The organism is Butyrivibrio sp. VCD2006 (genome assembly GCF_000423925.1).
In the GTDB taxonomy this organism is placed as follows: Bacteria; Bacillota; Clostridia; order Lachnospirales; family Lachnospiraceae; genus Butyrivibrio.
This window is the reverse complement of record NZ_KE384105.1, coordinates 107,981-126,781: the sequence shown is the minus strand read 5'-3', so window position 1 is coordinate 126,781 and position 18,801 is coordinate 107,981. Positions and strand designations below refer to the sequence as shown.

General features: G+C 42.1%; 18 protein-coding genes. 17 read left to right on the top strand and 1 reads right to left on the bottom strand.

Annotated features, from left to right (window positions below):
• Window positions 1-69: 69 nt before the first annotated feature.
• The 10 genes from G586_RS23680 (at window position 70) to G586_RS0117560 (ending at window position 8,550) form a co-directional block, all read left to right on the top strand.
• Window positions 70-801 (top strand): glycerophosphodiester phosphodiesterase, encoded by a 732-nt coding sequence (locus G586_RS23680; protein WP_035773495.1) that lies wholly within the window; start codon window positions 70-72, stop codon window positions 799-801.
• Window positions 788-1,777, top strand: coding sequence for an alpha/beta hydrolase (locus G586_RS23675; protein WP_051204887.1), 990 nt, complete (start codon window positions 788-790; stop codon window positions 1,775-1,777). The genes G586_RS23680 and G586_RS23675 overlap by 14 nt, the downstream gene beginning before the upstream one ends.
• 21 nt (window positions 1,778-1,798) lie before the next feature.
• Window positions 1,799-3,076, top strand: coding sequence for an alanyl-tRNA editing protein (locus tag G586_RS0117595; RefSeq protein ID WP_242832051.1), 1,278 nt, complete (start codon window positions 1,799-1,801; stop codon window positions 3,074-3,076).
• Window positions 3,077-3,145: 69 nt separating this feature from the next.
• Window positions 3,146-3,862: an AzlC family ABC transporter permease gene (locus G586_RS0117590; RefSeq protein WP_026528760.1), complete on the top strand. Its 717-nt coding sequence runs from the start codon at window positions 3,146-3,148 to the stop codon at window positions 3,860-3,862.
• Complete coding sequence (locus G586_RS0117585) at window positions 3,855-4,160, top strand: AzlD domain-containing protein (RefSeq protein ID WP_026528759.1); 306 nt, start codon at window positions 3,855-3,857, stop codon at window positions 4,158-4,160. The genes G586_RS0117590 and G586_RS0117585 overlap by 8 nt, the downstream gene beginning before the upstream one ends.
• 310 nt (window positions 4,161-4,470) lie before the next feature.
• On the top strand, window positions 4,471-5,034 hold the full coding sequence (ispF, locus tag G586_RS0117580) for a 2-C-methyl-D-erythritol 2,4-cyclodiphosphate synthase (RefSeq protein WP_026528758.1): 564 nt from the start codon (window positions 4,471-4,473) through the stop codon (window positions 5,032-5,034).
• A 15-nt stretch (window positions 5,035-5,049) separates the two neighbouring features.
• A complete protein-coding gene (locus G586_RS0117575) occupies window positions 5,050-5,547 on the top strand; it encodes a Mini-ribonuclease 3 (RefSeq protein ID WP_081674449.1) in 498 nt (165 codons plus the stop codon).
• 49 nt (window positions 5,548-5,596) lie between these two features.
• The gene (rlmB, locus tag G586_RS0117570) at window positions 5,597-6,475 is read left to right on the top strand and encodes a 23S rRNA (guanosine(2251)-2'-O)-methyltransferase RlmB (RefSeq protein WP_081674448.1); all 879 of its coding nucleotides are present in this window, start codon (window positions 5,597-5,599) and stop codon (window positions 6,473-6,475) included.
• Between the two features lie 12 nt (window positions 6,476-6,487).
• On the top strand, window positions 6,488-7,120 hold the full coding sequence (gene sigH / locus G586_RS0117565; protein WP_026528755.1) for an RNA polymerase sporulation sigma factor SigH: 633 nt from the start codon (window positions 6,488-6,490) through the stop codon (window positions 7,118-7,120).
• A 65-nt stretch (window positions 7,121-7,185) separates the two neighbouring features.
• Window positions 7,186-8,550, top strand: coding sequence for a hypothetical protein (locus G586_RS0117560; RefSeq protein WP_026528754.1), 1,365 nt, complete (start codon window positions 7,186-7,188; stop codon window positions 8,548-8,550).
• Between the two features lie 73 nt (window positions 8,551-8,623).
• Here the strand turns inward: G586_RS0117560 and G586_RS0117555 are convergent, their stop codons facing one another.
• Window positions 8,624-9,907: a hypothetical protein gene (locus G586_RS0117555; protein ID WP_026528753.1), complete on the bottom strand. Its 1,284-nt coding sequence runs from the start codon at window positions 9,905-9,907 to the stop codon at window positions 8,624-8,626.
• A gap of 288 nt (window positions 9,908-10,195) precedes the next feature.
• Between G586_RS0117555 and rpmE the strand changes: the two genes are divergently transcribed.
• The 7 genes from rpmE to G586_RS23670 all read left to right on the top strand — a co-directional run.
• Entirely contained in the window at window positions 10,196-10,408 is a 213-nt protein-coding gene (gene rpmE / locus G586_RS0117550) for a 50S ribosomal protein L31 (protein WP_026528752.1), read from the top strand.
• A gap of 120 nt (window positions 10,409-10,528) precedes the next feature.
• Window positions 10,529-11,491: a DUF1385 domain-containing protein gene (locus G586_RS0117545; protein ID WP_026528751.1), complete on the top strand. Its 963-nt coding sequence runs from the start codon at window positions 10,529-10,531 to the stop codon at window positions 11,489-11,491.
• Window positions 11,492-11,524: 33 nt separating this feature from the next.
• A complete protein-coding gene (gene prmC / locus G586_RS0117540; RefSeq protein WP_026528750.1) occupies window positions 11,525-12,358 on the top strand; it encodes a peptide chain release factor N(5)-glutamine methyltransferase in 834 nt (277 codons plus the stop codon).
• A gap of 335 nt (window positions 12,359-12,693) precedes the next feature.
• Window positions 12,694-13,764, top strand: coding sequence for a peptide chain release factor 1 (prfA, locus tag G586_RS0117530; protein ID WP_026528749.1), 1,071 nt, complete (start codon window positions 12,694-12,696; stop codon window positions 13,762-13,764).
• A gap of 113 nt (window positions 13,765-13,877) precedes the next feature.
• Complete coding sequence (locus tag G586_RS0117525) at window positions 13,878-14,234, top strand: Hpt domain-containing protein (RefSeq protein WP_051204885.1); 357 nt, start codon at window positions 13,878-13,880, stop codon at window positions 14,232-14,234.
• A gap of 224 nt (window positions 14,235-14,458) precedes the next feature.
• Window positions 14,459-15,502, top strand: a complete 1,044-nt coding sequence (locus G586_RS0117520) for a hypothetical protein (RefSeq protein ID WP_026528747.1) — start codon at window positions 14,459-14,461, stop codon at window positions 15,500-15,502.
• A 174-nt stretch (window positions 15,503-15,676) separates the two neighbouring features.
• Window positions 15,677-18,801, top strand: a 3,125-nt coding sequence (locus tag G586_RS23670; protein ID WP_035773494.1) for an InlB B-repeat-containing protein, incomplete at its 3' end; no start/stop codon positions are given.

The following is an 18,801-nucleotide window of genomic DNA, read 5'->3' as shown; positions in this document are numbered from 1 at the left end:
ATTAAAGCCTTCCCCCTTTGGGGGAAGGTGGCACGAAGTGCCGGATGAGGGGCGGCAGAAAGGAATAATATGAGCAATCCACTTATATGGGCGCACAGAGGAGCAAGCGGCCACGCGCCAGAAAACACACTTCCATCTTTTAAGCTTGCAGCTGACATGAAAGCTGACGGAGTAGAGCTCGATATTCAGCTCACTAAGGATGATGTGATAGTTGTATGTCACGATGAAAAAATCGACAGGACAAGCACCGGTGCAGGATTTATTAAGGACTACACCTATGATGAGCTTTTGAAATATGATTTCTGTAATGGAAATCTTGCTTTTGAAGGAACTAAAATTCCTACGATGGAGGAGGTCTTTGAACTTCTTGATCCCACAGGGCTTACTATTAACATTGAGCTTAAAACCGGAGAGATTTTTTATCCTGATCTTGAGGAAAAAATCGTAGCCTTGACGAAAAAGAAGGGCTTTCAGGACAGAGTGATCTATTCCTCGTTTAACCATTATTCGGTGATGAAGATTAAGGAGATTGATCCTGATGCGAAGGTTGGCTTTTTGTATGCTGACGGGCCTCTTAATATGCCCGGTTATGCTGCCGAAAATGAAGTAAACGCGCTGCATCCCGCTTTTTATAATCTGCAATATCCTGATTTTATGGCTGATTGCGATATGTTTGGAATCGATGTGAATGTATGGACGGTCAATTCGGAAAGTGCACTTTTGAGATGCAGAGAGCTTGGTGTTAATGCTGTTATAACCAATTATCCGGATAAGGCAAGGAAGATTTATGAACAAAATTGATTTTCTTGGTGAAGATGATTTTCTTGAAGTGATGCAGAGTGAAAATCTGCAGTGGCAAAATACCTCCACTAAGCAGGGGGATTTTAGCTCCTTTGACGGAACGAAGCTAAGGTTTTACTGTGCCGTACCAGAAGCCCCCAGGGCGGTGATAACTATTGTCCATGGCTTTTGCGAATTTTTCGGAAAATATCATGAGTATGCGTGGTATCTCTACAAATCGGGCTATGCGGTTTATTTTCTGGAGCAGAGAGGACACGGATATTCCGAGGGTAAGCTTAAAGAGCCGGATGTGGTTTTCATAGATGATTATGATACCTATGTAGAGGACCTTAAGAGCTTCCTTGATAAAGTGGTTTTCCCTGAGACTGAAGGTTTAAAGAAAATCCTTCTTGCACATTCCATGGGAGGAGCGGTGTCGACGCTGTTTTTGGAAAAATATAAAAACTACTTCGATGCTGCTATTCTAAGCTCGCCGATGCTTAAAATGAAAAACAATACATCGCCATTACTTATAAAGCTGCTTAGTATTTATTCATTTCTATTTGGGAAGCGCAAGACAATCGCCCCCGGACAGCGCCACTTTGATCCTACGCCGGTATTTGAGAATAGCAGTACGCTTTCAAAAGCGCGCTACGATTACATGTTTGAGATGAGGAAAAAGGATTGGCACTATCAGACCTATGGCGCATCAATCGGATGGGCCCTGGCGAGTCTAAAGGTGACAGACAGGATCATGAAGGGAGCGCCTTCCCTGAAAATTCCGATTACAGTATTTACCGCAGGGCAGGATCACCTTATTAATCCCGAGGGGTACACTAAGTTTGCCGAGCTTGTACCGGATGCGAAGTTTATTCATTTTGAAAAATCAAGGCATGAGATTTTTAATGCAGATGATGAGAGCAGAAAGCAGTATTTTGCGAAAGTGCTTGAAATATTGGATACACTGGTTTCAAAGCAGGACAGTCAGAATTTCTGATTGTCCTGTTTTTTCATAATTGTGGTATTATTAGATATTATGAGCGAGAAAACTATAAAATTATACGATGAAAATGCATATTCTACCGAGTTCACCGCGAAGGTAGTAAGCTGTGAAAAGGTTGAAGACAAGGAAGGGCTCTTTAAAGTGGTCCTTGACAGGACGCTGTTTTTCCCGGAAGAGGGCGGACAGACTCCTGATAAAGGAATAATTATTCCGTTTTCCGATGAAGAATCAGCTTCATTTGAAGAGCATGGAACTATCCCTGAATCCGTAAGTGCAGGTAAAGGAGCGGCCATTGAGGTTCAGGATGTCCAGATTAAGAATGATGTGATTTTTCATTTTGTGACTAGTGAGCTTAAAGCGCATAGCGTGGTTTTTGGAAGGATAGACTTTGGCCACCGTTTCAGCAACATGCAGCAGCACTCCGGGGAGCACATTTTTTCCGGCATTGTGAATTCAAAATTCGGATATGACAATGTGGGATTTCATTTGAGTGATTCCATAGTTACCATGGATTACAGCGGGCAGCTTTCACCTGAGGAGATATCTGATATAGAACTCTCTGTAAATCAGGCTATTTATGAAAACCGTGAAATCAGGGCCTTTTATCCATCACCGGAAGAGCTCTCTGATATAGACTACCGCAGTAAGAAGGAGCTAATCGGGGCGGTCAGAATCGTGGAGGTCGACGGCTACGACGTATGCGCCTGCTGCGCACCTCACGTAAAAAGAACAGGCGAGATCGGCATCCTGAAGGTTGTGAGCTTCCAGAATTATAAGGGAGGAACCAGAGTCAGCATCCTTTGCGGAAAAAGAGCGCTTGAGTTTTTGTCCGGTGAGCATTCCATGATCCAGGAGCTTGCAGGCGAGCTTTCAACCTCCGGAGATAACATCCCTACAATAGTCCACAAACAGCAGGAAGAGATAGCTTCCTTGAAGAGAAGTCTTTCCGAGGCCGGGGAGAAGCTGCTTAATATCGAAGCAGACAAGCTTCCTGAGGGAGTAAAAAATGTCTGCCTTTTTGCAGATAAGGACTCAGACCCTAATGTTATAAGAAGAGTAGTGAACAGACTTGTCAGCGAGAGAGCAGGATTCTGCGGAATATTCTTTGGAAATGAAGCTGATGGTTTCAGGTTTATCATTGGAAGCGGGGATGGCCTCAACAGCAATGATATTATTGCTGAGCTTAAAAAGAGCTTTAATGTACGCGGCGGCGGAAAGCCTGCCATGGTACAGGGAAGTATAGAAGGCGCATCAGAGGAGGCTATACGAGAAGTCTTTAATATGGTAAGTTAAGTGCCGTTTAATTATCTTGAAATTGCGAGATAGTAGGGATAATTTCCGGGATTTTATAAGAGGAGTAACATGAAAAAAGAAAATGAGTTCAAAAGGGGACTTAAGGATGCAATTCCGGTATGCCTTGGATATCTTGCTGTATCCTTTGCATTTGGAATTCAGGCATCGGAAGCCGGTTTGTCTGTTTTTCAGGCATCACTTATGTCTCTTACAAATGTGACGAGTGCGGGACAGTTTTCATCCCTTGATCTTATAGCTACAAATGCTGCATATGCTGAGATGGCACTGCTGCAGCTTGTAGTAAATATCAGATACATGCTGATGAGTACGGCGCTGTCACAGAAGCTTTCATCAAAAGAGAGCACTCTGTCCAGATGCCTTGTGGCGTATGGAGTTACGGACGAGATTTTTGCGCTTAGTGTCATGAGAAAAGGAAGGCTTAAGCCTGCGTATTCTTATGGCCTTATAATCTGCTCGGTTTTTGGATGGGTATCTGGAACCTTCCTTGGAGCCTTTGCAGGCGAGATAATGCCCCACAGACTTATAAGTGCACTTGGACTTGCGATTTATGGTATGTTCATTGCGATAATCATCCCGGATGCCAGAAAAAATGCTGCTCTCATGATGGTGGTTATCGGAGCGATGGCCATGAGTACACTTTTTACATATATGCCTGTGCTCAGCACTATCTCTTCGGGCTTCAGAATTATAATAGTTACGGTTGTGATCGCTGCAGCTGCTGCAATCCTCGCACCTAAAGGGAAGGAGGAAGTGGTAGATGCATAACATATACATTTATATACTGGTTATGGCAGTGGTAACTTATCTTGTAAGGATGCTGCCTTTGACTTTAATAAGAAAGAACATAAACTCACGCTTCATAAAATCATTTTTATTTTATGTGCCCTACGCGACATTGGCAGCAATGACATTCCCTGCAATATTACATGCATCGGATGATATGCGCGCATCTGTGGCAGGCTTTGCAGTGGCCCTCATTTTGGCCTTTCGCCAGAAGAGTCTCCTCACCGTTGCTGTCGCTGCCTGCGCAGTAGTCTTCGCAGTCGAGTGGTTCCTAATATAATAATGTCGCCCCGAGCTTATATATCGGGATTTGCCCTCGTTGCTTACGCATAATCGGTCCAATCCCGATATATAAGCTCGGGGCTCTGAATCAGATAAATACACGACTACATGAAAACTCTCGATTTTGAGGTTATACGACAGCTATGAAACCTCCTTGATTAAGGAGACTATGTGACAAAATTGAATTGTAAATTGTTTTAATAACCAGCCTGAAAGGTGTGTATATGTTTTTTTAACCGATTGTGCGTAAGCAATGAGGTGAAAAAAACATATACACACCGCCCAGGCGTCAATAGAAAGGAATTAACATGCATATAGGACAAGGTTATGATGTACATAGATTGGTGGAGGGGAGGAAGCTCATTCTCGGCGGAGTTGAGATACCCTATGAAAAGGGCCTTCTTGGACATTCTGATGCGGATGTTCTGCTCCATGCCATTAGTGACGCATTGCTTGGTGCAGCTGCACTGGGAGATATTGGTAAGCATTTTCCTGATTCCGATCCAAAATATAAGGGAGCTGATTCAATAAAGCTCCTCTCTGAGGTTGGAAAAATGCTTGAGGAAAATCATTACCTCATAGAAAATATTGATTCCACAATTTTGTGTCAGGCACCTAAGCTCAGACCCTACATTGATACTATGCGCCAGAATATAGCTGATGCCCTTGATATTGATGTGGCACAGGTAAGTGTTAAGGCTACAACAGAGGAAGGCCTCGGTTTTACAGGCTCGGGCGAGGGCATAGCAGCTCAGGCAATCTGCCTTCTTGCAAGCCCCATAGAGTTTTATACAAAAAACGTGACTTATCAGACAGGAGAAGCACCGACAGGCGGATGCTGCTGCGCAAATCAGGCAGAGGAAGAGAAATAAGGACAAAGTTTAAAGATGGAAGAGCAAAAAAACGATCCGATTTTTATAGAAGATAATCAGGATTCAAATTGTGAAGATAAGGATGGGTTCCTGGATCTGGCAGGTAGTGTCAGAGAGAATTTTGGTGTCACCGGAGAGCCTATGAACAGATATAGCCCTCTGGCTCTGGCTTTTATGGGCGATAGTGTCTATGAGGTTATCGTGAGAAGCATCGTGGTCCAGGAGGCAAACAGACCTGCAGGACAGCTTAATAAGATCAAGGTAAAATACGTAAACGCTGCGGCACAGGCAAAGATAATAGAATTCCTGGAGCCTTTGCTTACAGAGGAAGAAACCGATGTTTACAAGCGCGGCCGTAACGCCAAGTCATACACCAGCGCCAAGAATCAGAGCGTTAATGACTACAGGAAGGCTACGGGACTTGAGGCACTCTGCGGATACCTTTATCTTAAAGGTGACATGCCAAGACTTATCGAGCTTTTGAAAAAGGGAATTGAAGTAATTGAAAGATAGGCTACAATTGCTGCTTAGGAAGTAAAAAAGATACCAAAAAGGAAATGATATGAGAGACGACAAAAAGAAGAATAGTTTCAAAAGAGACAGTTTTAAACACGAAAATCATAAGAAGGACAATTTTAAAAAGGAAAAATCCGGCAGGGAAGATTTTCATAGAGATGATGAGCTTCAGGAGGACGGCATCAGCAATCTTACGATTGAAGGCAGGAATGCTGTGATAGAGGCTTTGAGGAGCGGCAGAACAATCGACAAGATATTCGTTCTTGACGGTTGCCAGGACGGACCCATAGCAACTATCAGAAAAGAAGCCAAAAAAGCCGGCATCATGATGAAGTTCGTATCACGAGACAGACTTGATCAGATTTCGGAAACAGGAGCGCATCAGGGAGTTATTGCCTATGCAGCTGCTTATTCCTACTCTGAAATGGACGATATTTTCAATCTTGCTGAGGAAAAGGGCGAGGCGCCTTTTGTTTTCCTGCTTGATAATATTGAAGATCCCCACAACCTCGGGGCAATCATCAGAACTGCAAATATCGCAGGTGCCCACGGTGTCATTATTCCTAAGAACCGCGCAGTCGGTCTTACTGCAACAGTAGCCAAGACCAGTGCCGGCGCTCTCAACTATACACCTGTAGTTAAGGTTACCAATATGGCCAGAACCATAGAGGAGCTTAAGAATCGCGGAATGTGGTTTGTTGGCGCGGATATGGACGGAAGCCCGATGTATGATCTTGATCTCAAGGGTTCAATCGGACTTGTTATCGGTAATGAAGGCTCGGGTGTAAGTAAGCTTGTTCGTGAAAAATGTGATATGATCGCCGCTATTCCCATGAAGGGTGAGATCAATTCCCTTAATGCCTCGGTTGCAGCGGGAGTTCTTGCCTTTGAAATCGTGAGACAGCGCGGAGGATACGGAAAATAATAGGTGAACTAAATGGCTAATATCTCTGGAAATGAGACTGACGAGGAGCTTATCACAAGGCTTCGCGACGGTGAGTCTGACGTAACTGATTACATAATGAATAAGTATAAGAACATGGTCCGCACCAAGGCTGCATCTATGTATATTCTTGGCGCGGATAAGGATGATCTTATTCAGGAGGGCATGATAGGTCTTTTCAAGGCGGTTCGCGACTATGATCCGGGACGGGATGCAAGCTTTAAGACCTTCGCTGACCTTTGCATCTCCAGGCAGATGTACACTGCAATTCAGGCATCCAACAGGAAAAAGCATGCGCCGTTGAACGGTTACATTTCTCTTTATGCCAAAATGGATAATCCCGAGGATGACATGGAATTTTCACTGGATCAGGTTCTTGAGGATATGAATGATATGGATCCTGAATCTATGGTCATTGATAAGGAAAACACCAGAGATATAGAGGAGTTCATTGAAAACGGCCTCAGCAGCTTTGAGCAGGCAGTTCTCGAACTCCACCTTACAGGCATGAGCTATACGGAGATAGCGAGAGTCCTTGGCAAGGACGAGAAATCTACCGATAATGCGCTGCAGAGACTTAAAACGAAAATTAAGAAATATGTTAATGAAAAAATGAAAAACGAATAGGCATATTTTTATTAAGCTAAAGTAGATACGTAGAATAAAGATATTTATGTTCATGGGGGATGAGTATGAAAAATCTAAAGAAATCCTTTGCCGCTCTGGCAATGGTGGCATCTGTTGTTGCTATTTCTACTGCTTCATTTAATTCTTATGCTGCTACAAATAATTCCAAGACAATGACTGAGCATTATGATACCTATAAAGGGTGGTTTCTGTTTGATGGGGAAATGCCGGATATAGTGAGTAAGCCGTACAAACCTGATAGCAAAACCAAGAAAATGCTGGATGATGCGGAGAAAGAAGGGATAGTATCATTTTCTCCAATGGCCTATGAATCTAAGAAGGACTACTATCAGCTAACCGGAAAAACTGAAAACTTTACTGTTTTTTATGCCAGTGATGACGAACTTGGATACACAATTTTGAAGGTGGGAAAATCAGATTATCTGGAAGTAAGCGTTCCTGCTATCAATTATCTCGGTGATGCTCCTTGGTTTGAAGAGTGCGATATAGATGGCGACGGAGAAAACGAGCTTTTATATAAACCGGGAAGACTTTTCCATGGAACAGGATATCTTGAGGATTTAATGCTTGTTGCGGATACTGATAAAAAAGGCGACTGGACGGTATACTTGCTGAACCCTGAAATGTATCTGACGGAAATTGCAAAGCAGGTGGAAGGCAGGATAGTAAACGGCAAGGCGACCTTGTATGTAAATGGAAAAGCAGAGGGAGAGCCACTTTCAGAGGATGATACCTTTGATGGAAAAACTCCTGAGCTGTATCTCGAAAATATAGTTCAGATCGATGTATACGATGGAAAAATCTGGGTGATGGATGAGCCGATGTTTGATGCTTCAAGCGCCAGAAGTGCGGGAATTACCCTCTGTTATCCGATAACCTATGAAGGAGTTGGAAAGTATTCAGGAGGCAAGCTGGTATGCAGAGCTGATTTCTATGGACTTTATGATACTATCATAGAATCCTTCAAGGAAAATGATCTGTATTATGTTTGGAAAAATCCTAATTTCGAGATAGCACCAATTCTTACAGCCAATATAAAGGATAAGGTGGATGGTACAGAGGAGTATGACTACTATTTGTCATCCTGCAATATATCGTCACTTCAAAATGGTAAGCTGAAACTGATGGAGACTATTAAGGGAGAGACTACGAAGAACCCTATCTCCATATGCTCCGATGGTCTTATATTAAAAGGTGAGCATTTCCTTTATGTTTACGGACCGGATTCAACAGGCAAAAAGGTGATAATAAAATATGGCGTCGAGGATGATAAGATCAGCAACTTCAGTAAGCACAAGGGCTACATAAGAATACGCGATGGTAAAGCCCAGAACAGTACAAGCTTCGAATTTGAAGAGGCATTCAAAAAGTATGAAACTGCATCGCCTATTAGTTTCATCAAGAAATAAGATATTTATCAATTTTTGAGTAAATCAACGAAATCCGCATTGCCTGCGGATTTCGTTGATTTATTATAGTGATTTATTTGTTGATTCTTCTGTACAGTATGGTTTCAAATGTGTAGTTTTGTTTTTCAATCTTATCATAGAAGGTTACTCTTAAAAGTGTGGGAGCAAGGTTGGCTTCCTGGCTTGTGCTTTCAACCGTGCTCTCGGTAACTGTGCCGTCAGAGTACTTTTTATGGGTTAAAAATGTACCTGACTGATAATCGTCAAGAGGACCAACTTTGCTAAGCTTAAAGGATTTGTTATTTGAAACCCGTCTCATCTTGAAAATGACTGAGGATTCGCTTATGCCACCAATTGTGTCAAGGGTATCTCCGTCACCGTTTAGATCAACAGCGTGACGCTGAGAAACACCGTTGTATGATGTGGTTATAACTGTGCCCTCGTCATCAGTATAGCTCTTGTTATAGTCTGCGGGATTTCCGCCCCATGGAGCAGCTGCAGCCTCTTCATAGAGAGTGCCGACTTCAATCTTTTTAAGACTATAGTTTTTGTTCATCTTGATCTTCAGTTTCCCTGATTTCTTCTGTGAGAAGGGCCTTTTCTTGCTATAGATATAGTTGTTATTCGATGCGCCGATTTCACTGTCATACCACAGACTTTTCCCGGCATAGGTTATGTACTTGAAGGGTGTGGTATCGACTGCGGTAACTTTGATTTCATAGGGCAGGACACGTCCTTCGTCTGTGGTGGTAGTGAAGGTTATAGTGGTCTTTCCTGCTTTCAGTGCATTTAATCGCATGATATACTCACAGGTCGAAGCAGAGGGAAGGTTTGAATAAAAACCAACATATACCTTTTCACCTGATTCATTGTAATAATAATAGTTTTCATTGCCGTAGGCATCTACATCGTAGCCGCTATAAATTGTTTTATCATAGGGATTGAGGTTTACCTTGGAGGCCAGATCTCTGACGTCAACAATTTCATCGTCCTCGGCTTCCGGATCATCAACCTTGACCACGCCGTTTACGAAAAACAGCTTAAGGTCTGTATATTCTCCCACAGGAATTCGGATTTTCTTTGGGATGACGTTTCTGGCAATTTCATAAGTAAGGGATTCCGAGTAAGTTGCTCCATTTGTTCCGTTGATGTAGACTACAGTATTTCCTCCGCCAGCTGAGGCAGTAATGTTTGTGTCATAGCCTGTGGGCCTAATGATCTGGTATTTGTTGCTGAAACGCTGATTGTAGTTTTTTCCATCGTAAGCAGCAAAAGCCTCTGAGGGCATCAGAAAGAGCATGGCCATGGAGAGCGGCAGCATTACACATAGAGATTTGAAAAATCTTGTTTTTTCCATAAAGTCCCCCTATCGATAAGAAATTATTTGTGCCATTAGTTGTTTTATAATATTATAAGAAAAGACTGCGAAAAAAAGCTAAAGCTTTTGGGATATAAAGATAACTTTGTATTAAAAAATCCTAAATTATTCACTTGCTTTTTTACATTAGGTGTCACGATAAATTTTCCCTTGCGAACATAGTGACATTATGTTACAATAAACAAGCTGTTGTGATATAACAGCTTTGCAACTATAGTATAATATTTGTAAAATATTAAGAATCATTGATATAAAAGAGGTGAGAAGATGAGACAGGATATTCAGCCCGAGTACTATCAGGCAACTGTTACCTGCAACTGCGGTAACACATTTACAGTAGGTTCAACAAAGAAGGAAATCCACGTAGAAATCTGTTCTAAGTGTCATCCTTTCTATACAGGAACACAGAAGGCAACTGCTGCACGTGGACGTATCGATAAGTTCAACCGCAAGTATGGTATGACTTCTAACAACGATTGATTACTGGAAATGCAAAGAGGTTGAGGCGTTTGTCTCAACCTCTTTTTTGTAACAATAGGAAAATCATTCGTATTTCCTATAACTGTGGATGCACAACCACTAAATTTGGGAGGTTGCAATATGAGAAAAAAGAAAATCAACCACTACTCGGGAATAGGCGGTCAGGCTGTTCTTGAAGGTGTTATGATGCGCAACAAGGATATGTATGCCGTTGCGGTCCGCAAAGAAAATGGAGAGATTGGTGTTGAGGTGGATCACTATCTTGGTAAGGGTGACAGCCTCGGACTTAACCATATACCTTTTGTCAGAGGTGTTTTCGCATTTTGGGATTCACTTGTTCTTGGTATGAAGGCCCTTAACTACTCTGCTTCGATGTTCGAGCAGGAGGAGATAGCTTCTGCAAAGGATCCGATAGCTGCTGAGAGCAAGGATAAGATTGCAACTACCATAACAACAATCATAGCCTTCGTTCTTGCTATTGGAATTTTCATGATACTTCCTTATTATCTGAGTTCACTCTTTAACGGACATATCAGGAATAATTCAGTGATAGTTCTTATCGAGGGCGGTCTTAGAATTGCAATTTTCATAGCATATATACTTCTTATTTCGCTTATGAAGGATATAAGACGTCTTTTCAGATATCATGGTGCTGAGCACAAATGTATCAACTGTCTTGAGAGAGGTAAGCCGCTTACCCTTGAAAATGTCAGGGAGAGCACCAGACTTCACAAGAGATGTGGAAGCAGCTTCCTTTTGTTCGTAATGTTTGTCAGTATCGTGCTTTTCTTTTTCATAAGGGTTGAGTCGATACCCTTAAGAATACTTGTTAGAATAGCACTTATTCCAGTTATAGCAGGTATCTCCTACGAGATAATCAGACTTGCGGGACGCAGCAACAACATTATCATCAAAATCATTTCTGCTCCGGGATATGCACTTCAGATGCTCACAACAAGAGAGCCTGATGATGAGATGATCGAGGTTGGAATGAAGTCTGTTGAGGCTGTTTTTGACTGGAGAGAGTTTTTACAGGATTCCTTCGGATATAAATTCGAGGATGAGGATGATGTCGCTCAGTGATTGTGCGGATTGTCCAGAGAGGAATTAAACACAATGGATTACGCATCACTATATAAAGAGGGGGAGGAAAAACTTAATACTGCAAATGTACCGGAAGCCTCTCTTGATGCGAGACTCCTTTTAGAGTATGCCTGCGGAACCAACCATAACACACTTCTTTCTCATGGTGATATGGAGGTTTCCGAGGAAAAAGAGTTAAAGTACAGAGATTTTTTGTCCAAGAGAATGGAAAGGATTCCGGTGGCATATATAGTCGGGAATGCTGAGTTCATGGGCATTGAGTTTGATGTCACAAGCAATGTGCTTATTCCTAATCAGGATACGGAGACCCTTGCAGAGGAAGCTCTCAGATATCTTCATGATGGAATGAGCGTGCTTGATCTTTGCACCGGTTCAGGATGCATAGCACTAAGCCTTCTTAAGTACAGCAATGATACACATGCGGTAGGTACCGATATGTCTGATGCAGCTCTTTTGATTGCTGAAAAAAATGCAAAAAAGCTTGGACTTGCTGACAGATTCAAAGCAGTGAAGGCCGATATTTTCCCTAATAATTGCAAATATGACATTATCGTTTCAAATCCGCCCTATATTCCTACGGCGGTAATCGAGACTCTGGAGCCTGAGGTTAAGACCTACGAGCCTTATATGGCTCTTGACGGAACCGAGGATGGACTTGCTTTTTACAGAAGAATAGTGCCTGGAGCAAAGGAGTATCTCTATAAAAGCGGATACCTTCTTTTGGAGATCGGCTTTGATCAGGGCGAGGCAGTTAAGGACCTCATGGAGAAAAACGGATACAAAGATGTACAGGTTATTAAGGACCTCGGCGGTAATGACCGAGTAGTCAGCGGATGCTTCTATTAGCTATGCAGTGTGATTTAATTTGAGAGAATAATAAGTGTTAGTTAAGCTTACATTTCTCTTGCCTTCCACTAGGGGGAGGCTTGGCTTGGTTTGGAAATGGTGAACCCATTTATTCTCTTGCCTTCCCCTAGGGGGAAGGTGTCAGCGAAGCTTATACTTTTCTTGCCTTTCCCTAGGGGGAAGGTGTCAGCGAAGCTTATACTTTTCTTGCCTTCCCCTAGGGGGGAAGGTGTCAGCGAAGCTTATACTTTTCTTGCCTTCCCCTAGGGGGGAAGGTGTCAGCGAAGCTGACGGATGAGGGGTTAGCACTGCATAGATAAAGGAGAAAAACAATTATGTTTAGTAGATTAGAAGATATGGTCCGCAGATACGAGGACATTACAATGGAACTTGGTGAGCCCGGAGTGGCTTCAGACCAGAACCGTTTCAAGGCTCTTATGAAGGAGCAGAGTGATCTTCTTCCGATTTTGGAAGAGTATACAAATTATAAAAAGTGCAAAGAAACTATTGCTGATAGTGAGGAGCTTTTAACCTCTGAGTCGGATGAGGATATGAAGGAGATGCTCAGACAGGAGCTTGCAGAGGCTAAGGATGAGCTCCCTGAAATTGAGCAGAGACTTAAGCTCCTTATGATCCCCAAGGATCCCAATGATGATAAAAATGTTATCGTTGAGATCAGAGCCGGTGCAGGCGGTGATGAGGCTGCACTTTTCGCGGCAGATATGTACAGAGTTTACACCAGATATGCCGACAGACATGGCTGGAGAATAGAGACAATGAGCGTCGAGGATACAGGAATCGGCGGTATGAAGTCAGTAAGCTTTATGCTTTCAGGTAGCGGTGCTTACTCAAGACTTAAATTCGAAAGCGGTGTTCACAGAGTTCAGAGAATTCCTGCGACTGAGTCAGGCGGAAGAATACATACTTCCACAATCACAGTTGCTATCATGCCTGAAGTGGAGGATGTTGAAGTCGAGATTGATATGAACGACTGTAAATTCGACGTTTTCCGTGCTTCCGGTAACGGCGGACAGTGTGTCAACACAACAGACTCAGCGGTAAGACTCACGCACATTCCGACCGGAATAGTAATATCCTGTCAGGATGAAAAGAGCCAGATTAAGAATAAGGCCAAGGCACTCAAGGTCCTTCGCGCCAAGCTTTTTGAGCTTGAGCAGCAGAAGGCTCACGATTCCGAGGCAGCTCTTAGAAAGAGTCAGGTAGGAACCGGTGACAGATCAGAGAAAATCAGAACCTACAATTTTCATCAGGGAAGAGTTACAGACCACCGCATAAATCTTACACTTTACAAGATTGATTCAATCATGGACGGTGACCTTGAGGAACTTATAGATGCACTTACAACTGCAAGCCAGGCAGAGAAGCTTGCGGGAATGAATCAGTAAAATCACACTTCGCATATTAAAGACTTTTGTTTATAGAGTTTTTAGTATGCGAAGTTCTTTTTTTGTATATAATGAAAGTAATAGAATGTAAACAATTTTATGAGGGTCAATACATGAATGCACAAATGAAACAGGAACTTATAGATTGGGGTGTTAACTGGTCGGATGTTCAGGAACGATTTATGGGGAATGAGGATCTTGTGGAAAAGTTTATGCTCAAGTTCCTGAATGATTCAAGTTTTAATGCACTTACAGAAGGGCTTGCGGCAAAGAATGCCGAGGAAGCTTTTAAAGGCTGCCATACCCTCAAGGGTGTTACAGGAAATCTGGCCCTCGATGGCATGCGGCCTGATGTACTGGAGCTTACTGAGATTCTAAGGGCAGGATCACTGGATGGCTCTGAGGAACTTTATCAGAAAATCAAGAAATCTTATGATGCACTTATTGGGATACTTAAAAAGTATGCTTAGGTTTAGGTGTTATATTAGTAAATGGCTTTGAAGGTGGATAATTACTTATAAAAATGAGAATTTACAGCCGCGGCTTTAATCTTTGTTTTCCCATTATTTGTGGGTCGATTGGAATAAGATAAATTCATGCCAACGAATAATTGTTGATACCATACCTAAAATATGATATCTTATCAGAGTTGATTTTCCTTTTATTGCCCGAAGAAGCAAGATGAAAGGAAGATATGAAACAACAAGTAGCTACAAACAAAGAAAACGTATCTTATGGAAGCAGCCCTTATGATGATGTTTTCAGAACATTGGTGATTGAGCACAAGGATTTGGTGTTACGCCTTATCAATGAAATGTTCCCAGGGATTCACTATGAAGGCGATGAAGAAGTTAAGCCTTTGAATGACACATATTTTGTAAACCAGGGTGGCGGCGAGCAGGACAAGAAGATCACGGATTCTGCAATTGAGATTACAGGACATGACGGAGTAAGAAGGCTTTTCCATTTGGAATGTCAGAGTACATCGGATGGATCGATGATCATCAGGATGTTCGAATATGATGTTCAGATAGCTATTAAGGCAAGCAGCGATTTTTCCACGGATCATTTAAGCGTAAATCTTCCCGAATCCGGGATTTTGTACCTTAGAAGCACATCAAGCACGCCGGATTTCATGACAGTTACGGTTAATGTTCCGGGTGAAAAGCATGTAAACTATCAGGTGCCAATTCTAAAGCTGAAGAACTACAAATGTGACGATATTCTCGACAGGGAACTGTACTTTCTCATTCCGTTTTATCTGTTCAACTTCGAGGCTGAATTTGATAAAATAGAAGCGGGAAATCAGGACTTTATCGACAGTTTCAATATCAGATATCGCGAGATTTATGAGCAGCTTCGGGAGCGTTATGAAGCGGGCAAAATCAGCGCAAGGACGTATAGCAAAATCATTGAAATGTCGAAGAAAGTGATAATGGCACTTGCCAGCAACAAGAAAGTTGTTCGAGAGGAGGCTGAGAAGATCATGGGTGGACAGGTACTTGAAACAGAAACCGAGACAGTATATCGTGAGGGTCTAAATGAAGGCCGCGAAGAAGGTATTAGTGAGGGCTTGAAAGAAGGTCGTAAAGAAGGCCGTACAGAAGGTATAAAAGAAATTGATGCACTTTATTCCTGGTTAAAAGCACAGAATCGAAATGACGATATTCTAAGAGCTATAGGCAATGAAACTCTGCAAAATGAGCTGCTTGAGGAATATCAAAAGAACAAAATGTGAATCGTTAGATACTCCTAAAGAGGCTGACTCGTATGAGTCAGCCTCTTTATATTTTTTTTATACAAATGTAATGAGTTTTTACAACTTGTTTTATTCCATATAAAGATGATGCTGATATAATTGAGCGTGGAAATGTTTTAAAAAACGATAATGCATAATTATGAGGGGATGCTTATGCGCTTTTTAAATAGGAGCAGATTTTTATCTGGGATCATTACGTTTATTTTTGCTGGACTTTTCCTTAACTCCGGTATGATAAGTGCTAATGCAGCTAATGACATATCAGTAACTATGCCAACCGGTGACTTTTATTCTGAGACTGGTAGTGAAACAGTAGAGGAAATAAAGCTGTCGGAGGAAGAATATAATGAATTGGTCGGCTCAAATTTTCGCAGAGCCAGGGTCAGAAATGCATCATCAGGGACCAGTTATTATTACAATCAACTTAGTAGTAATGACAAGCTTTTTTATGATGCTTTACTGAGCATGGCCAGGGCAGACAAAGATGCAGTAAGTGGTTTTTCATTTAATGGTATTTCAAGTGGCAATATCAGTCTGGTTTATGAAGGTACTAAGTATCTAAATGATGTTGATATTTCATCTGTCCGTAATGCGCTGAATTTTGATCATCCGGAAGAATTGGAAGGAATGCTGCACTTACCGGCTCATGTAGTGATTTCTTCCAGCTCAGGCGGGACAGTAAGATATGCATATTATTGCTTTTTTAGACGCGGATCTGATTATACGGGAAGTCAGATTGCCGCTATGGAAGATGAACTTCAGAATGCTCTTTCCAATACTTATTCAAGTATTGCTTTATCCGGTAGTGATGTAGATAAAGAACTGGCAATTCATGATGCTCTGATTAAAAAGATTGAGTATGATCATGAATGTGCGGATAATAATTCGGTATATGATGTGGCACATACCGCTTATGGTGCGCTCGTTGATGGAAGTGCCGTGTGTGATGGTTATTCAAAAGCTTTCAAAATGCTTCTTCAAAAGGCTGGAATTGAATCGCATGTTGTTGCCGGATTTGGTAATGGCGGTGGTCATGCCTGGAGTGTTGTAAAACTTGATTCAGATTATTACGAAGTTGATGTGACTTGGGACGATCAGGAAAAGTATTCCAGTGCTCTGTACTACAATATGCTTTCTCATGATTATTTCAACAGGACAACTGAGGATTTTAAAAGCCATCAATTTAATGTTCCCGGGTTTAAAACAAATACAACTACACATGTTAGAAATGAAAAATATCTGGGATATTTGGAGCCACCTGTAGCAAATGGTACTGCAAAATCATATGCAAACGTCAAAAAGGTTTACAAAGTAACTTTTGAAGGTGTAATTGATGGTGCAAAAGTCTCTACTACTTATAGTGACACATACACTTATGAAGGAAAAATTGTGAAAATGCCGACCAGTGTATCTCTTACAGGGTACACTTTTGGTGGTTGGTATACCCAAAAAAGTGGTGGCACTGTAATTGATAAGAATACTGTTCTTACAGGACCGACAACTGCCTATGCTCATTGGATTTCAAAGAATGTCAAAGTAACCTTCGACGCAAATGGAGGAACGTCTACACCTGATCCTGTGACCATAGCAGGTGGAACTGCCATTGGAACACTTCCGACCACATCCAGGACTGGATATGATTTTGATGGTTGGTATGATGCTAAGACAGGCGGAAATAAAGTTACTACAACAACAAAAATCAATAGTGATATGACTTTGTACGCTCATTGGACTGCAAAGACTGTAACAGTAACTTTGAATGATGGAAGTTCGACCGCTGATACCATCACTGTAAAATACAACGGAAAATATGAAGGACTACCCACAAGCAGAACAAAGACAGGCTATACCTTTGGTGGGTGGTATCTTGAAAGTAGCTATAAAACACTAATTACAGCTAGTTCTGTAGTTGGAAATGCCAATAACCATACGCTTTATGCAAAGTGGACAGCTATAAATTACACAGTTACTTTTGATGCAAATGGTGGAACGCCTACACCTGATCCTGTGAGCATTACATATGGAACTGCCATTGGAACACTGCCTTCTGTATCCATGTATGGATATGATTTTGCTGGCTGGTATGACGCTAAGTCAGGTGGAAATAAAGTAACTTCTTCAACAAAGATATACAGTAATATGACTTTGTACGCCCATTGGACTGCAAAGACTGTAACAGTAACTTTGAATGATGGAAGTTCGACCTCTGATACCATCACCGTGAAATACAACGGAAAATATGAAGGACTACCTACAAGCAGAACCAGAACAGGATATACCTTTGGCGGCTGGTATCTTGAAAGCACCTATAAGACACTAATTACCGCAAGCTCTGTGGTTGGGAATGCCAATAACCATACACTTTATGCAAAGTGGACAGCTATAAATTACACAGTTAGTTTTGATGCAAATGGTGGAACGCCTACGCCTGATCCTGTGAGCGTTACATATGGAACTGCCATTGGAACACTGCCGTCTGTATCCATGTATGGATATGATTTTGATGGTTGGTATGACGCTAAGACAAGCGGAAATAAAGTAACTTCTTCAACAAAGATATACAGTAATATGACTTTGTACGCTCATTGGACTGCAAAGTCTATCACAGTAACGCTTGACGATGGAAGTTCGACCTCTGATACCATCACCGTGAAATACAACGGAAAATATGAAGGACTACCTACAAGCAGAACCAGGACAGGCTATATCTTTGGCGGCTGGTATCTTGAAAGCAGCTATAAGACACTTATTACTGCTAACTCTGTAGTTGGAAATGCAAATAATCACACCCTCTATGCACAGTGGAAGATAGCAACGGTTACAGTTGCATTCCATGCAGAAGGGACAGATAAACCTTATGAAGAATTGTCCGCACACTTCGGGGATTCCTTTGCATCAGTTATGAAAGAACGCGGAGTGCCCACGTTGGATGGCTACGATTTTGCTGGCTGGTTTACAGCTTCTGAGGGTGGAGATGAAGTTACAAAGGAAGATATTATAAGCTCCACAGATATCCAAAACCTGTATGCACAGTGGACACCTTTACCGGATCCTGTGGAAGAAGAAACGCCTGGCGAGAATGATCCTCCCGGAAGCGGAAGCGAAACACCGGGCGATGAAAGCGAGACTCCCGGAAGTGAGACACCGGGAAGCGGAAGTGAGACTCCCGGTGATGAAAGCGAGACTCCCGGAATAGAGACACCGGGAAGCGGAAGCGAGACCCCAGGTGATGAAATCGAAACTCCTGGTAGTGGAAGTGAGACACCCGGAAGCGGAAG

What these genes read in the sequence shown, in the direction of transcription:
- G586_RS0117560 (WP_026528754.1), top strand. Translation starts at nt 7,186, where the DNA reads ATGAAAAATCTAAAGAAATCCTTTGCCGCTCTGGCAATGGTGGCATCT.
- prfA (WP_026528749.1), top strand. Translation starts at nt 12,694, where the DNA reads ATGTTTAGTAGATTAGAAGATATGGTCCGCAGATACGAGGACATTACA.
- sigH (WP_026528755.1), top strand. Translation starts at nt 6,488, where the DNA reads ATGGCTAATATCTCTGGAAATGAGACTGACGAGGAGCTTATCACAAGG.
- G586_RS0117520 (WP_026528747.1), top strand. Translation starts at nt 14,459, where the DNA reads ATGAAACAACAAGTAGCTACAAACAAAGAAAACGTATCTTATGGAAGC.
- G586_RS0117590 (WP_026528760.1), top strand. Translation starts at nt 3,146, where the DNA reads ATGAAAAAAGAAAATGAGTTCAAAAGGGGACTTAAGGATGCAATTCCG.
- G586_RS0117525 (WP_051204885.1), top strand. Translation starts at nt 13,878, where the DNA reads ATGAATGCACAAATGAAACAGGAACTTATAGATTGGGGTGTTAACTGG.
- G586_RS0117545 (WP_026528751.1), top strand. Translation starts at nt 10,529, where the DNA reads ATGAGAAAAAAGAAAATCAACCACTACTCGGGAATAGGCGGTCAGGCT.
- G586_RS23675 (WP_051204887.1), top strand. Translation starts at nt 788, where the DNA reads ATGAACAAAATTGATTTTCTTGGTGAAGATGATTTTCTTGAAGTGATG.
- G586_RS0117555 (WP_026528753.1), bottom strand. Translation starts at nt 9,907, where the DNA reads ATGGAAAAAACAAGATTTTTCAAATCTCTATGTGTAATGCTGCCGCTC.
- G586_RS23680 (WP_035773495.1), top strand. Translation starts at nt 70, where the DNA reads ATGAGCAATCCACTTATATGGGCGCACAGAGGAGCAAGCGGCCACGCG.
- rpmE (WP_026528752.1), top strand. Translation starts at nt 10,196, where the DNA reads ATGAGACAGGATATTCAGCCCGAGTACTATCAGGCAACTGTTACCTGC.
- prmC (WP_026528750.1), top strand. Translation starts at nt 11,525, where the DNA reads ATGGATTACGCATCACTATATAAAGAGGGGGAGGAAAAACTTAATACT.
- G586_RS0117585 (WP_026528759.1), top strand. Translation starts at nt 3,855, where the DNA reads ATGCATAACATATACATTTATATACTGGTTATGGCAGTGGTAACTTAT.
- ispF (WP_026528758.1), top strand. Translation starts at nt 4,471, where the DNA reads ATGCATATAGGACAAGGTTATGATGTACATAGATTGGTGGAGGGGAGG.
- G586_RS0117575 (WP_081674449.1), top strand. Translation starts at nt 5,050, where the DNA reads ATGGAAGAGCAAAAAAACGATCCGATTTTTATAGAAGATAATCAGGAT.
- rlmB (WP_081674448.1), top strand. Translation starts at nt 5,597, where the DNA reads ATGAGAGACGACAAAAAGAAGAATAGTTTCAAAAGAGACAGTTTTAAA.